Origin of the sequence: Nocardioides sp. Soil796 (assembly GCF_001429525.1) — a bacterium.
Taxonomy (GTDB): domain Bacteria; phylum Actinomycetota; class Actinomycetes; order Propionibacteriales; family Nocardioidaceae; genus Nocardioides.
The window spans coordinates 63000-77687 of sequence record NZ_LMSQ01000004.1 but is presented as its reverse complement, the minus strand read 5'-3'; the positions used below and the strand labels follow the sequence as shown (position 1 = coordinate 77687).

Sequence of the window (14688 nt, the reverse complement as noted above, 5' to 3'; positions counted from 1 at the left end):
TAGAAGCCGCCGTGTTGAGGTCGAGACCACCTGCCACGGATCCGCTGCACAGGATGTACCCCATCGCAACGCTTACTCCTCCGGCCTGCTGCCGGCCCCCGTCTCGGGGACGGTTCCTTGGGTTCTCGCGGTGAGGCCGCGAGTGGTTCGGCGCGCTGGACCGATCCTTCGACCAGCGCAGGGTGCCGATCCTCGAACCTGCCGAGCTTCGCCGCATCGAGCAGCGCAGGGCCCTGGTGCTGGCCGAAACGTACGACCCCATCATCGCGGACCTGCACCGGTGCATCGACGGCAAGCGAGGCAAAGAACTCTTGGCCGCGCAGAAGCTTGCCCGGCTCGCCGCCCACGGCGACGACGAGGCCGTACAGAGCACCCACTTGCTGCATGCCGAGCCCAAGTTGCCGACCGAGACAACCTCGCGGACCAAGCAGCGGCTCGGGATGCCGAAGTAGAGCCAAGAGCAACCGATGACTCCTGAGATCACCACACCCCCTTCGGCTGCATCCCGTCCAGCGGGTGAGGCCCGTGCGCCGAATGGCACCCAGATGATGCCGCTCGTCGGGCTGATGGTGCGTCCCTTTCCGAAGCCAGGGCCAACGCTCCGCGCCGCAATGCAGCAGTTGCAGCATGCCGTGGTCGAGCCGCCGGCCGACGAGGAGTTGGACCTGCTGGCACAGATGCCGCGGCCATGGGACCCCGCCTCTTGCACCGGCCAGATGCGGTCTGAGCTATGGGCGTGGCTGGACTTGGTCGCCATGTGGGTCAGCGAGCAGCACTTGTGGGTAGGCCTCGACGAACTCGAAGGTCTACTTGAGTGCGATGAAGAAGGCTCCCGTCGCGACCATCGACCATCCGAAGGCCTTGGCCATGAACGCCGCGAACTGTTCGCGCTGGTCGGGCGTGAGCGCCATGAACACGGCATCTCGCTGACGGCGGCTCCGCCGCCGCGACAGCTGCCAGTACACCGGAGGGAGCAGCCAGCACCATCCAGACACGGGCGGCTCGGGATCCAGCGTGGAGGCGGTCGCCGCGATCGTGTCGCGCTCGAACTCCGTTTCCTGCAGCTCCACCGACGCTTGGAAGATCGGGCCTGCTACCGGTAGCTCACCCGCCGAGGACTCCGCACATCTCGATGAACTCGTGCATGGTACAACGGTCTGGGCAATCAGGCGGGCGCCTACGGGTCAGGGCGACCTGGAGTCGATCCCCGGCCATGCAACAGATGACCTCGTCGGTGCACGGCTGAGCAGAACTCGCTCAAGCGCTCTGCTCCATCACGACGGACAGGAGCGTCTCACGCAGCGCGGTGAGTGCTTCGGACTGACGCTTGTCGCGCAGGTGCGCGAGGCGCAGGGTCCTCTGCAAGCTGGGTTTGAGGGGCCGCGCTACGAACTCACCGGACGCGAGCTCGGCGACGCAGGCACTCTCGGGGAGGATGGCGCTGTACCCCTCGCGACGGATCATCTCCTTCATCAGGGACACGCTGTCGAAGCGCAGCCCGGGGTCGATCTCGAGGTCTCCGTCCTCGAAGTAGCGCTCCAAGATGCCGCGGGTCCCGAAGGGCGCCGCGGGCAAGATGAGCTCGAGGCCGGCGAGGTCGGCGCGCTTGACGACCTCCTGCTGCAGGTCGGGGTTGTCGCTGCGTCCGGTCACAAGAAGTGCCTCGTCGAAGAGCTTCGTCGTCGAGATCTTGGGTGAGTTCGCCTGCACGAGAACGACTGCGAGGTCGACTGCGCCGCTCGTCAACATTTCGTACACCTGGCCGCTGGAAGCCTCGAACACCGAGACGTGGATGTGCGGGTACTCCTTGCCAAAGCGCATCAGGACGTCGGGGACGTAGGTGGTGGAGAACGGCCGGGACACCGCCAGCGACACCCTGTCGCGGGGGCCGAGCTTGGACTGCTGGACCTCGTCGACCGCCGTGCCCATGAGGTCGAGCACCTCGACTGCGTACTGCAGGAGCACACGACCGGTCGCAGTGGGCTCGACCCCGTGTCCTCGGCGCTCCAGGAGCTTGGTGCCCAGATCGGTCTCGAGCTGCCGGATCTGGCGGCTCAGGGCGGACTGGGCGATGTCGAGTGCTGCTTCGGCGGCCGTGAAGCTTCTGCCCTGAGCGACGTGCATGAAGTAGAGGAGCCGTCGGGAGTCGATCAGGCGCGATGAGGCGACGGCAGTTACCTCGCTCGCTGTGCGCGGTACGCGCTTGTCAGTCGCCACGTCGGCATTCTGGCACTCGGCCGGCATGGCTCGGGTCTACCTCCCCGCCCATCGGGGCGGACGCCGTTCAGCGAAGGCGAGCGACCCTTCGCGTGCGTCATGCGACTCGAACACAGAACGGGTCAGAATCTCGTGCTCGTCCCAGGTCAGGTCGGAGCCGCCCTCCGCTGCACGGGCGAGGATCGTCTTCGACGTCTCGATGGCCAACGGTGCGTTGTCGGCGATGGTGCCAGCCAGCGCGACTGCAGCCTCTACGGCGCCGCCGGGCGGGGTCAGCCGGTTGATCAGGCCGACCTCGTGCAGACGCGCCGCGCTCATGGGCTCTCCGGTCAGGGCCACCTCGGCGGCGACATGCCACGGGATCCGGTGGGGGAGCCGCAGCAGTCCTCCAGCTGCGGCGACGAGTCCTCTCCGTACTTCCGGCAGGCCCAGCTGGGCATCATCGGCTGCCACGATCAAGTCGCATGCCAGGGCCATCTCCAGCCCGCCGGCCAGCGCGAATCCCTCGATCGCTGCGACCACCGGTTTACGTGGAGGGCGTCGCGTGAGTCCGGCGAAGCCACCGTCCTCGAGGAACGGCAGATCGCCCGACGCGAACGCCTTCAGGTCCATCCCGGCGCTGAAGCCCTTGCCGGCGCCGGTGAGGACCGCCACCCGCAGGTCCGGGTCTGCGTCGAAGTCGGCGAGTGCCTGGAAGAGTGCCCGCGCGAGGCTCATGTCGACCGAGTTCCTCGCCTCGGGCCTGTTGAGGGTCAGAACCATGACGCGCGGGTCGTCGGTCAACCGCTCGACGAGCAGTGGTCGCTCGGCCTGGTCCGGGTCCTGGTTCTGGCCCGGGTGTGGGTCCTGGCTCGGGTCGCGGCTCAACGGGCGCGCCGATCCAGGCGCCCCAGGAGCGCCCAAGCGGTGGGCAGGGCTGCGGCGGCGACCGCCAGCTTCACCGCGTCCCCGACGAGGAAGGGCCACAGGCCGAGCTCGAGCGCGGTGGACAGGTCCAGCGACAGTGACAGTGCCAGCCAGGTGACGCCGACGGCGTACACGACGGCATTGCCCACCACCATCGTGAGTGCGGTGGCCAGTGCGTTGCGTGAGGCCCCTCGTCGGGCCAGGGCTCCGACCAGCAGGGCTGCGGCGAGGAAGCCGAGCAGGTAGCCGAAGGTCGGGCCACCCCATCCGCTCGAGTGCTGCGCGAACCACGGCACACCTGCCGCGCCGGCACCCAGGTACAGAGCCATCGTGAGCACGGCGCGCACCGGGCCTACGGCAGCGGCCACCAGCAGGACCGACAGCGTCTGCAGGGTGAAGGGGACCGGGGACAGGGGCGTGTGGACGGCGACCTGTGCGGCCAGGCCGGTCAGCGCGGCGCCGGAAATGACGACCGCAACGTCGACGACGGCATGGCGCGGCAGGACGTCGGCGAGGACGCTGTGTGGGGAGTAGGTGGGGCGGATCGCGGTGGTGCTCATGAGATCTCCTTGATGTTGACGGAAGGCCGTAGACGTGGCGCCCATCACATGTTACGTTCTAATTGCGATAACTGCTATGCCGAAACGCGAATCGGCAGAATCCGCGCCGACGCCCGTACGAGAGGGCCAACCGGTGCGTCGGCCGAGAAGCCCTTGCGGGCTGGCTCGGAGAGTCAGCACAACGGAAAGGACAGATGGTGAAGCTGTATACGGACACCGACAAGTTCGAGTCCCACGAAGGCCCGGTCGTGGTCGAGGCGTTCCACGCCGCGATGAAGGACCTCGTACGGTCCTCGCTCGACAAGGCGGGCGTCTCCTGGAAGGAGTTCGTATTCTCCAAGGAGTACGAGTTCATCACCCCAGAAGCCATCGCGGCGATCGAGAAGAGCGTCGTGGAGAGCGGCTACCGCTATCAGACCTCTGCGGTGATCTCGTTCATCGAGCGACCGGAGGCCTACTCGCCGATCGCCGGCGCGGACGCGACCTCGGACACGTTCTCGTTCGAGCACGCCGACGCGGTCACGAGCGAGCTCGAGGACGGCAGGGCGCAGGTCGGGCAGGGCGACAACGTCGCGACCTACGCCAAGAACGTCATCGGCACGGCGCGCTACTACCGCTCCATCGACGACGTGATGACCGGTCTGCGTGAGGGCGTGCCGGCGAACACGGTCGCGATCATCGACGACTCGGGCGGCACGCTCACCGCGCCGATCATCGAGCAGTTCACCGGCATCGTCTGCGCGGGCGGCACTGTCCGCTCCCACCTGGGCATCCTCACGCGCGAGTACGGGATCCCGTGCGTGATGAACTCGAAGATCTCCGGGATCGTCAACGGCGACACCGTCGAGGTCGGAGTGTCCGGCGCTGCCAAGACGACCGAGGCCTACCAGGAAGGGCGCGAGATGTCCGTGCCCGTCTGGAAGCACGCCTCCTCGTCCTGACCATCCTTCCCGACCGACCGTGACCAAGGAGTCCACGATGGCCGCCACCAAGCTCAGCTACGCAGACCTGCTCCAGACCAACAACATCATGCGCTGCCAGGGGGAGGAGACGCTCTTCCTCGGCATCACCCGCACCGTGCAGGAGTCCAAGTTCTTCCCCGTTTCCGCCTACGTGATGCTCGGGTACCTCAACGCCTTCTACCGCTACCCCGCGCTGCTGCGGAAGGTCGAGGCGGCCATGCCGCCCGAGGAGATCGCCGACCGCATTCGCAACACCAACTCCAAGCTCAAGTCGATGGGCACCAACTGGTGCATGCCGAACTTCTACCTGCTCGGACGCGAGATGCTCATCAACATGGGCGTCATCCGGCCGCAGGACGCGGCCGAGGACGTCGCCTACGTCCTGGACTTCTGGCGCCGCTACCAGCTGGCCTGGCGCCGCGACGACGGTCACCTGACGAACCTCGAGGGTGGACACCGCTCGCAGGTGCTGCCCGAGCGGCAGGTGCAGGTCATGCACGCGGACATGTTCGACTGTGCCGAGGGTGACGAGCTGCACGAGGCTGCGATCAACTTCACCGCCGCCATCAGCCAGTACGCCGTCCTCATCGCGTGCGAGAGCCGTGTCTGCATGACCAACCACGGCCCGTACAACCTCGGCGAGGACCGGGAGCTTCTCGTGCGTGAGTTCTTCGACCTCGGCCAGGGCGACCTGCCCTGGCTCGACAATATCGCCGACGAGCTCCCGTTCAGCCGACTCACCCTGGCCACGGGCGTCAAGGACACTCACTTCTACATCGTCGACGACTGGGGCAGCTACGAGGCCAAGCCCGAGTACAAGGCGGAGAACCTGGTCACGGTCGGGCTCTACACCTCCGACGACCTCTCGGAGACCCACATCCCCGTCGGCATGGGATCGCGCGAGGAGCTGACGCAGACCCTCAACGACTACGCGCAGAAGCTCAAGGACGTCACCACCAAGCTGTGGGAGCGTCTGGCGGGCTACCAGCGCGAGCAGCTGATGGACGCCGGCGCCTTCACCTACTTCGCCATCATCCGGGACTTCGCCCACGTCGCTGGCGTGTACGACCAGAAGGACTGGTTCACAATCGACGAGCGCGCCGACCGGTTCCGCGTCCTGCTCAACGACGAGTACGGCAACGAGATCCTCGGCGCTCTGTTCGTGCCGCTCTCGCTCAACAGCCACCAGCAGAACGAGTACCAGATGATGCGGCACTCGGGACTGCCGAAGCGGACCTACTCGCCCATCCCGTACACCGTCCTGCAAGCCGAGGACGACGACTACGTGCCGTCCGTGGGCGCGGACCTGAGCCCCGGAGTGACCTACCTCCCCGAAAAGGTCGACCGCTACTGGACCACCCGCGGGACCATGACGGCCGACGAGCTCAACCAGGCCACGCGCGACTTCACGCCGCGCCTGGCCGGCGAGGACCTGCGCTACCTCGACGACGCATGGGTGAAGTACAACTTCGACACCCCACTGGCAGCCTCGCTCTACGAGGTCGACCAGGAGCAGTCCCGGGTGCTGGCCGGCAAGGGCGCCGGGCTGCGCCGCGACGACGTCGAGCGTCTCCGGTCCGAGTGACCCCAGCTGGCTGACACCGACACTTCGCACATGGAGGAGAAGACATGAGAGCGGACGAGCACCTGGTCCTGCACGGGCTCGCGGTCAAGAGGCACGCCACCGCGGAGGAGGTCGCCGACGCGATCGGCGATGACCCCACGAGGGTCGAGGAGGTCCTCGCGGCCAACGTCACCACGGGCCGCGTCGCTGACCTCAACGGGAAGTACACCCTCATGCCCGGAGGCCGAATGATCGTCAAGGGCGAGTACTCCCGCCACTTCGCGGACGTCCGCAGCAGCGAACCGTTCCTCGCCGCATACGAACGGTTCGAGCGCGTCAACGAAGAGGTCAAGGCACTCATCACCAGCTGGCAGGTGCGCCAACTGCCGTCTGGAGAGGCTGTCACCAACGACCACTCGGACGCGGCCTACGACGAGAAGGTGATCGACCGGCTGGGAACGCTCCACGAACGCTTCGAGCCGACGTTGCAGGAGATGTGCACGGTCGTCCCGCGGCTGCAGCGCTACGCCGACAAGCTCGACGCCGCGCTCCACAAGGCCGAGCAAGGAGATCGGCAGTGGGTCAGCGACGTCAACCTCCCCAGCTTCCACACGGTGTGGTTCGAGATGCACGAGGACCTGCTCTGCATGCTGGGCAAGGTGCGCGTTGAGTAGCGCAGCCTTCCCGACCAGGTCCTACACGCACCGGCTCGCGGACTCCACCGGCCTGCCCGACCGCAACCTGGTCGGCGGCAAGGCGTGGTCCCTGGCGCGGATGACGTCGCTAGGCCTGCGGGTCCCGCCCGCGTTCGTGGTCACCACCGACGGGTTCCGTCACTTCCACGAGGCCGGCGAGCTCACCGAAGGGCTGCGGGCACAGGTGCTCGAGGGCCTTGCGGACCTCGAGCACTCGACAGGACGCCAGTTCGGTGTCGGCCCTACGCCGCTGCTGCTCTCGGTGCGCTCGGGTGCGGCCATCTCCATGCCCGGGATGATGGACACCGTCCTGAACCTCGGCATGACCGACGAGGTGGAGGCGGCACTGGCCACCGAGAGCAGGGACGCCTCGTTCGCCCGCGACACCCACCACCGGTTCCTGGAGCTCTTCAGTCACGTCGTTCTGGGCCTGGACCCGCACGACCACCGCGCGGACTCCCCGGCCGCGGTCCGTGCGAGCGTCTCCACCGCGCGACCCGACGTCGCGTGGGATCCACAGGGTCAGCTGATGGCCTCGATCGAGGCCGTGTTCAAGTCCTGGAACTCGCGACGGGCACGCCGCTACCGCGCCCACCAAGGCATCTCGGACGACCTGGGGACCGCGGTGACCGTCCAGGCCATGGTGTTCGGCAACCTCGGGGAGGACTCCGGCACGGGTGTGCTGTTCTCACGCAACCCCCTGGATGGCTCCAAGCAGGTCTACGGCGAGTACCTACGCCGGGCACAGGGCGAAGACGTCGTCTCCGGTCGCGTGACCCCGCAGCCACTCAGCGACCTGGCCGACCAGAACCCGGCGCTGCACAGTGAGCTGCTGGCGGCGGCCCAGACGCTGGAACAGGCCAACCGCGAAGTCCAGGACGTCGAGTTCACCGTCCAGAGCGGGCAGCTCTACCTGCTCCAGTCGCGCACCGCGAAGCTCGCCCCCCAGGCCGCCCTGCGGTCGACGATCGACCTGGTCGAGGAAGGCGTGCTCTCCATCGACGCCGCGGTGCGCCGGCTCACCCCCTCGCAAGCGAGGTCCTTGGTCGCGCCCCGACTGGCGACGACCAACCAGAGCGACCCGCCCGTGGCCAGCGGCGAGAGCGCGTGCGCCGGCGTCGGCATCGGGCAGGTCGTCGACGACCCGGACCAAGCCATCTCCCTCGCCGCCGACGGCGTCGCCGTCATCCTGGCCCGCCCGACGACGAGCCCCGAAGACCTCGGTGGGATGCTCGCTGCGCGAGCAGTCGTCACCGACGAAGGCGGGAGCACATCCCACGCCGCCGTCGTCAGTCGCGCACTCGGCCTCCCGTGCGTGGTGGGCTGCGGAGCCGGGAGCCTGGCCCCACACGTCGGCAGCATCGTCACCGTCGACGGCGCCACCGGCACTGTGTACGCCGGCGAGCTGCCTGTCCACGTCCCCCGCGAAGACGACTCCGACGACCTCCGCACCGTCATCGCCTGGGCCCGCACGCTCTCACCCATCTCCATCACGGCGACCGCCGAAGGACTCGACGCCGACGACGTGGTCGACCTCGCGAACACTCCCGGAGGCATCGACCCTGAACAGGTCGCCGCGACCATCGCCGGGCTTCCACCCACCCAGGCCATCAGGGGCGGCGCGGCCGGATCGCCCGAAGCAGTCGCCGCTGCCATCGACGCCGGTGTCTCCCGGATCGTCACCGACCCGGTCCTCCCGGCCCTGCTAGCCGCCGTCCACCACACCGCGCCGGGCCAGCCCGACCCGACAGCACCGACATCCACCAACTCACCCACAGACACGAAGGGTCAACCACGATGAAGCCGACCATGGACGACGTCCAGGTGGTCCTCGCCCGTTTCGACGAGTCCGACTGGGACGAACTGCAAATCGACGCAGGCGACTTCCGTCTCCACGTCAACAAGTCGCCTCGCTCCGAACGAGCCGTCTCCACACCCGGAGCCACCGCAACGGCTGCGTCACCAGCCGCCGCACCTGCCCCAGCGCCGACAGCGGCCGCCGCAACGACACCCGCCGCCGGGGGAGACGACACGGGTGCCGGCGACCACGGCGACGAGCTCGCTGAGGGCGTCGTCGTCCGAGCGCCCAGCCTCGGCACCTTCTACCGCTCGCCGAAGCCCGGAGCGGACCCCTACGTCGAGGTCGGCTCGGACGTGACCGCGTCCTCGCAGCTGTGCCTGCTCGAGGTCATGAAGCTCTACACGGCCGTCGAGGCGGGAGTGGACGGCGTCATCGTCCAGGTGCTTGTCGACGACGCCGCCTTGGTCGAGCACGGGCAGCCGCTGTTCGTGGTCCGCCCCCACGGGGAGTGAGGAGACAATGGAGCGCCTGCTGATCGCCAACCGCGGCGAGATCGCCGTGCGCGTCGCCCGATCCGCCCGCGAGCGCGGAGTCCAGACGGTGCTCGCGGCCTCGGAAGCAGACCGGGACAGCCTCGCCGCACGACGTGTCGACCGCACGGTCGTTATTGGCCCTCCGGCCGCGGCAGCGTCGTACCTCAACATCCCGCTCCTCATCCACACCGCGATCGCAACCGGCTGCCAGGCCGTGCACCCCGGTTTCGGGTTCCTTTCGGAGAGGGCCGACTTCGCCGACGCCGTCGAGGAGGCTGGACTGGTGTTCGTCGGCCCTCGCGGGGAGACCATTCGAGGCATCGGCGACAAGCTCGGCGCCCGGGAGGTTGCACGGAAGGCCGGTGTGCCCATGGCTGCCGGCAGCCTGGAGGTCAAGACCGTCGAGGACGCGCTCGAGATCGCCGCCGGCATCGGCTACCCGGTCATCACCAAGGCCTCGGCCGGCGGCGGCGGACGGGGCATGAAGATCGCCCACGACGCCGAGGAGCTGGCGGCCACCTTCGACACCGCGGCCCGTGAGGCCGAGCAGGCCTTCGGTGACGGTCGGTTGTACCTCGAACGCTTCGTCGAGCGGGCCCGTCACCTCGAGGTGCAGGTCTTCGGCGACGGCACCGGGCAGGTGGTGCACTTCGGCGAACGCGACTGCAGCATCCAGAGACGCCACCAGAAGATGGTCGAGGAGGCTCCCGCGCAGCTCCTCGCCGCGGATACTCGCGCCCGCCTGCACGAGGCAGCCGTCGCGCTGCTGCGGGCGATCGACTACCGCGGAGCCGGCACGGTGGAGTTCCTCTACGACCCCGACACCGACGACTTCTTCTTCATGGAGGTCAACGCACGACTCCAGGTCGAGCACCCCGTCTCGGAGGAGGTCAACGGCATCGACCTCGTCGACCTCCAGCTCATCATCGCTTCGGGCGAGGAGTTCCACTGGGACCAGGAGCGCATCCACCAGCGCGGTCACAGCATCGAGGTCAGGATCCTGGCCGAGGACCCCGCGGACGGCTTCCGCCCCTCACCCGGTCGCATCACCCGCTGGGAAGCGCCCGAGGGCGACGGGATCCGTCTCGACTCCGCGGTCGAGGCCGGCTCGTTCGTGCCTCCGTACTACGACAGCATGATCGCCAAGCTCATCGTCACCGCCGAGGACCGGCCAGCGGCGATCGCACGGCTGGCCGAGGCGCTCGAGGACTTCCACGTCGAGGGCATCCACACCAACATCCCGCTCCTGCGTGAGCTGGTGCGCGCTCGCGACTTCATCGACAACACCACCAGCACGCGGTGGCTCGACTCCGCCGCAACCACCCTGATCGGGAGGAACACCCCATGACGCACGTCCAGATCCTCGACACCACGTTCCGCGACGGACAGCAGGCCGTCTGGGGGATGCGGATGACAGCGGGCATGGCCCTGCCGGTAGCGCCGATCACCGACCGCACCGGGTTCGACACCATCGACCTGACCGCCTCCTCGTTGTTCGAGGTCCTCGTGCGAACGATGCGCGAGAACCCCTGGCACGGTCTCGACGCCATGGTTGCCGCGATGCCGAACACCCCCAAGCGCGCCGGCATGCGGTCCAACGCCTCGGTCACGTTCGGGATCACCCCCGATGCGCTGATGGATGCGTGGATGCGCCAGCTCAACGTGCACGGCATCCGCAGCACCTGGGTCTACGACGTGCTGTTCAACATCGACAAGATGCTTCGCCTCGCTGGGGTCGCCAAGGAGTTCGGGTCCACCTGCGCGGGCGCGCTCATGTTCACCCTCTCGCCGGTCCACACCGACGAGTACTACGCCGACAAGGCACGACAGCTCGCCGCGTCGCCGGACATCGACTCCATCCTCGTCTACGACACCGCCGGCGTCCTGGAGAAGGAGCGGCTCAGCACCCTGATCCCGGCCCTCGTCGCGGTCTCGCAGGGCAAGCCCATCGAGATCCACGCGAACAACATCCTCGGCCAGTCGGGCAAGGCATACCTCGACGCCGTCGACCTGGGCGTCACCGTGCTGCACACCAGCAACAAGCCGCTGGCCAACGGGCCGGCGGTGCCGTCGACGCAGATGACGTGCCACAACCTGTCGCTGCTCGGCCACACCCACGGAGTCGACACCGCCCTTCTCGCGCCCGTGGCCGAGCACTTCGAGAAGGTCGGTCGGACCACCGGCTGGCCCGTGCACCTCAACAACGAGTACGACGCGCTCGCCATCCAGCACCAGATCCCCGGCGGCATGGTGGGCACCCTTCGCCAGAACCTGGCCCAGCACAACATGGTCGACCGGCTCGAGGAGGTGCTGTGGGAGACCGCGACGGTACGCCGCGAGCTCGGCTACCCCGGGATGGCGACGCCGTTCAGCCAGATCGTCGGCATCCAGGCCGTGCTCAACGTCGTCACCGGCGAGCGGTACAAGCGAGTCAGCGATGAGGTGGTCTGGTACGCCGCCGGCCACTACGGCGAGATGGTCGCCCCGATCGACCCCGACGTGCAGGACAAGATCCTCTCCACCACGCGCGCCAAGGAGCTCTCGGCGAACCCGCCGGAGCAGCCCACGATCGAGGAGCTCCGCAAGCGCCACGGAACCGATGACGACGACGAGCTGCTGCTGCGCGCCCTCGTGCCGGAGACGGACCTCCAGCGCATGCGTGAAGCCGGTCCCCTCGCGACGGTCTTTCCGCTCCTGAGCTCACCGGAGATGGGACAGGTCGTCGACCTCATCAAGACCGTCCGCGCCCCGTCGCTGCAGATGGCGATCGGGCAGATGAACGTCGAGCTCCACAAGAAGGGGTACTGAGGATGGCCGGGGGACCGCGGGTGCTGTTGGTCAACGACGACGGGATCCAGGCCGAGGGGCTGGCACTGCTCGAACGGCAGGTGGCCGAGTTCACCGACAACATCTGGGTCGTCGCACCGCAGCACGAGAACTCCGGCGGGGGTCACTCGGTGTCCCTCGACAAGCCGGTTCGTGCCCGACAGCTGGACGACCGTCGGTTCGCGGTGTCCGGGACACCCACCGATTGCGTGCTGCTCGCCTACTGGGAGCTGATGGACGAACGACCCGACATCGTCTTGTCCGGCATCAACCACGGTGAGAACCTCGGAGAGGACATGACGTACTCCGGCACCATGGGCGCCGCCATGGAGGCCGCCATCCTCGGTGTCCCGGCTGTCGCTCTCAGCCAGAAGAGGACTCTCGGGCAGAAGCCCGACTTCGCATCTTCCGAAGCGGCCGCACCAGGACTCCTCCGCGGCCTCCTCGACATGGAGTGGGCGCCAGGTCAGGTGGTCAACGTCAACTTCCCGGTAAGCATCAGCGACGACGGCCGACCGCACGTCACGCGACTCGGCCAGCGCAACCCGGGAACGTTCACGCCCCTGGGCGGCCTCGACGGCCGCAACATCCCCTACTACTGGGTCAAGGTCCGCTACGACCCCGGCGAGCAGGAACCCGACACCGACCTCTACGCCGTGGCCGACGGCCGGGTCGCTGTCACGGCCCTGTCGATGGACCTCACTGCGCCCGCCCTCAACGACCGCCTGCGCGACCTGCTGGCCAGCCCCGCAACCGCCAGCTGAAGGAGACCACGATGGCCGAACGACGGAACAAGACGATCATCACCTGCGCCGTGACCGGTGCGGTCCACACGCCCAGCATGTCGCCGGCCCTGCCCATCACCCCTGAGCAGATCATCGCTTCGGGCCGCGACGCGCACGAGGCGGGCGCCGCGATCCTCCACCTCCACGCCCGAGACCCGAAGACCGGCCGCCCGACGCCCGACCCGGACGTCTTCATGCGCTTCCTTCCCGCGCTGCGCGACCAGACGGACGCCGTCATCAACCTCACCACCGGCGGCAGCGTTCAGATGACCCTCGAGGAGCGCTTGGCCGCCCCGCTGCGCGCGAAGCCCGAGCTGTGCTCACTCAACCTGGGCTCGATGAACTTCGTCTTCTCGCAGATGGCCTCGAACCGTGACCAGTGGCAGCACGACTGGGAGCTGCCCTACCTCCTCGCCAGCGACGACACGATCTTCAAGAACACCTACCGCGACATCGGGCGCATCCTGCAAGACCTGGGCGAGGGGCATGGCACCCGCTTCGAGTTCGAGTGCTACGACATCGGACACCTCTACACGCTTGCCCACTTCGCCGAGCTCGGGCTGGCCAAGCCGCCGTTCTTCGTCCAGATGATCTTCGGCATCAAGGGCGGCATCGGCGCCCACCCCTCGCACCTGACCCACATGCTCGACACTGCGGATCGGCTCCTCGGGAAAGAGACCGTGGTGTCCGTCTTCGCCGCCGGACGTCACCAGATTCCGTTCGCCACCACCAACGCAGCACACGGCGGGCACGTACGAGTCGGCCTGGAGGACAGCCTCTACATCGGCTACCACGAGCTCGCCGAGTCCAACGCCCAACAGGTCGCCAAGATCCGCGACATCCTCCACGGGCTCGGCCACGAGATCGCCACCCCACAAGAGGCCCGGTCGATGCTCGACCTCAAGGGCGCCGACAACGTCGGCTTCTGACCTCGAGCCAACCGGCACGCACACATCCTGGAAGGAACCAAATGGACAAAGTGGTCAGCTCGGCCGCCGCTGCAGTGGCCGACATCCCGGACGGGGCGAGGCTCGCGGTCGGCGGATTCGGACTGTGCGGCATCCCCTCGGTGCTCATCGACGCGGTCCTGGAGGCCGGCACGACCGACCTCGAGGCGGTCTCCAACAACTGCGGTGTGGACGAGTGGGGCCTGGGCCGGCTGCTGTTCGCGAAGCGGCTGCGGCGGATGATCTCCTCCTACGTCGGTGAGAACAAGGAGTTCGCCCGGCAGTACCTCTCCGGCGAGCTCGAGGTCGAGCTCACTCCCCAGGGGACGCTGGCCGAACGGATGCGCGCGGGAGGCTCGGGCATCCCGGGCTTCTACACCGCCACCGGCGTCGGCACCCAGGTCGCCGAAGGCGGACTGCCGTGGAAGTACGACACCGAGGGCAACGTGATCGTGTCCTCGCCGCCGAAGGAGACCAAGGTGTTCTCCGTCCGTGACGGGGAGGGCGGCTCGACTGTTGAGAAGGAGTACGTCCTGGAGGAGGCGATCGTCGCCGACTTCGGCCTGGTGCGCGCCTGGAAGGGCGACCGGCACGGCAACTTGGTCTACCGGCAGTCCGCGCGCAACTTCAACCCGCTTGCCGCGATGTGCGGCCGGGTCACGATCGCCGAGGTCGAGGAACTCGTCGAGCCCGGCGTGCTCGACCCCAACGACGTACACACCCCCGGCGTCTACGTGCAGCGGGTCGTGCAGCTGACGCCGGAGCAGGCGGCGGACAAGAAGATCGAGAAGGTCACCACGCGACCTCGTCCGGCGGGGCCGGACTCGTCCGCCGACACATCGCGGGAGGCGCTGGTGGACGACGCGGCGACGCACGGACTGGGAGGCTGATC

General features: G+C 68.0%; 15 protein-coding genes. 11 read left to right on the top strand and 4 right to left on the bottom strand.

Annotated elements, in window-relative coordinates:
* Positions 1 to 182 precede the first annotated feature (182 nt).
* Complete coding sequence (locus ASH02_RS02430; RefSeq protein ID WP_057294236.1) at positions 183 to 452, top strand: hypothetical protein; 270 nt, start codon at positions 183 to 185, stop codon at positions 450 to 452.
* A gap of 354 nt (positions 453 to 806) precedes the next feature.
* Here ASH02_RS02430 and ASH02_RS25890 read toward each other — a convergent pair whose 3' ends face one another.
* From ASH02_RS25890 to ASH02_RS02410, 4 genes are all read right to left on the bottom strand, one after another.
* Positions 807 to 1070, bottom strand: a complete 264-nt coding sequence (locus tag ASH02_RS25890) for a hypothetical protein (protein ID WP_057294235.1) — start codon at positions 1068 to 1070, stop codon at positions 807 to 809.
* A 187-nt stretch (positions 1071 to 1257) separates the two neighbouring features.
* Positions 1258 to 2217 carry a LysR family transcriptional regulator gene (locus ASH02_RS02420; RefSeq protein WP_162262570.1) on the bottom strand — a complete coding sequence of 320 codons (960 nt, stop codon included), beginning with the start codon at positions 2215 to 2217 and terminating at the stop codon, positions 1258 to 1260.
* Positions 2218 to 2253: 36 nt separating this feature from the next.
* Positions 2254 to 3084, bottom strand: coding sequence for a crotonase/enoyl-CoA hydratase family protein (locus ASH02_RS02415; protein WP_235538957.1), 831 nt, complete (start codon positions 3082 to 3084; stop codon positions 2254 to 2256).
* Positions 3081 to 3683, bottom strand: a complete 603-nt coding sequence (locus ASH02_RS02410; RefSeq protein WP_057294233.1) for a biotin transporter BioY — start codon at positions 3681 to 3683, stop codon at positions 3081 to 3083. Before ASH02_RS02410 ends, ASH02_RS02415 begins: the two co-directional genes overlap by 4 nt.
* Positions 3684 to 3880: 197 nt before the next feature.
* Here ASH02_RS02410 and ASH02_RS02405 point away from each other — a divergent pair, with 197 nt between their 5' ends.
* Genes ASH02_RS02405 through ASH02_RS02360 form a run of 10 tightly spaced genes read left to right on the top strand, consistent with a single transcriptional unit; the run spans position 3881 to position 14686 of the window.
* Positions 3881 to 4624, top strand: a complete 744-nt coding sequence (locus tag ASH02_RS02405; RefSeq protein WP_200959052.1) for a PEP-utilizing enzyme — start codon at positions 3881 to 3883, stop codon at positions 4622 to 4624.
* Positions 4625 to 4661: 37 nt separating this feature from the next.
* Positions 4662 to 6230 carry a hypothetical protein gene (locus ASH02_RS02400; protein WP_057294231.1) on the top strand — a complete coding sequence of 523 codons (1569 nt, stop codon included), beginning with the start codon at positions 4662 to 4664 and terminating at the stop codon, positions 6228 to 6230.
* A 44-nt stretch (positions 6231 to 6274) separates the two neighbouring features.
* Positions 6275 to 6883: a hypothetical protein gene (locus tag ASH02_RS02395; protein WP_057294230.1), complete on the top strand. Its 609-nt coding sequence runs from the start codon at positions 6275 to 6277 to the stop codon at positions 6881 to 6883.
* Positions 6876 to 8705, top strand: coding sequence for a pyruvate, phosphate dikinase (locus tag ASH02_RS02390; protein ID WP_082620777.1), 1830 nt, complete (start codon positions 6876 to 6878; stop codon positions 8703 to 8705). Before ASH02_RS02395 ends, ASH02_RS02390 begins: the two co-directional genes overlap by 8 nt.
* Positions 8702 to 9217, top strand: a complete 516-nt coding sequence (locus ASH02_RS02385) for an acetyl-CoA carboxylase biotin carboxyl carrier protein (RefSeq protein ID WP_057294229.1) — start codon at positions 8702 to 8704, stop codon at positions 9215 to 9217. The genes ASH02_RS02390 and ASH02_RS02385 overlap by 4 nt, the downstream gene beginning before the upstream one ends.
* Positions 9218 to 9224: 7 nt before the next feature.
* Positions 9225 to 10586, top strand: a complete 1362-nt coding sequence (locus tag ASH02_RS02380) for an acetyl-CoA carboxylase biotin carboxylase subunit (RefSeq protein ID WP_057294228.1) — start codon at positions 9225 to 9227, stop codon at positions 10584 to 10586.
* A complete protein-coding gene (locus ASH02_RS02375) occupies positions 10583 to 12046 on the top strand; it encodes a pyruvate carboxylase (protein WP_057294227.1) in 1464 nt (487 codons plus the stop codon). Before ASH02_RS02380 ends, ASH02_RS02375 begins: the two co-directional genes overlap by 4 nt.
* A 2-nt stretch (positions 12047 to 12048) precedes the next feature.
* Positions 12049 to 12828, top strand: a complete 780-nt coding sequence (gene surE, locus ASH02_RS02370; protein ID WP_057294226.1) for a 5'/3'-nucleotidase SurE — start codon at positions 12049 to 12051, stop codon at positions 12826 to 12828.
* Between the two features lie 11 nt (positions 12829 to 12839).
* Positions 12840 to 13778 (top strand): 3-keto-5-aminohexanoate cleavage protein, encoded by a 939-nt coding sequence (locus ASH02_RS02365; RefSeq protein WP_057294225.1) that lies wholly within the window; start codon positions 12840 to 12842, stop codon positions 13776 to 13778.
* A 41-nt stretch (positions 13779 to 13819) separates the two neighbouring features.
* Positions 13820 to 14686: a CoA transferase subunit A gene (locus tag ASH02_RS02360; protein ID WP_057294224.1), complete on the top strand. Its 867-nt coding sequence runs from the start codon at positions 13820 to 13822 to the stop codon at positions 14684 to 14686.
* The last annotated feature ends 2 nt before the right edge of the window (positions 14687 to 14688 follow it).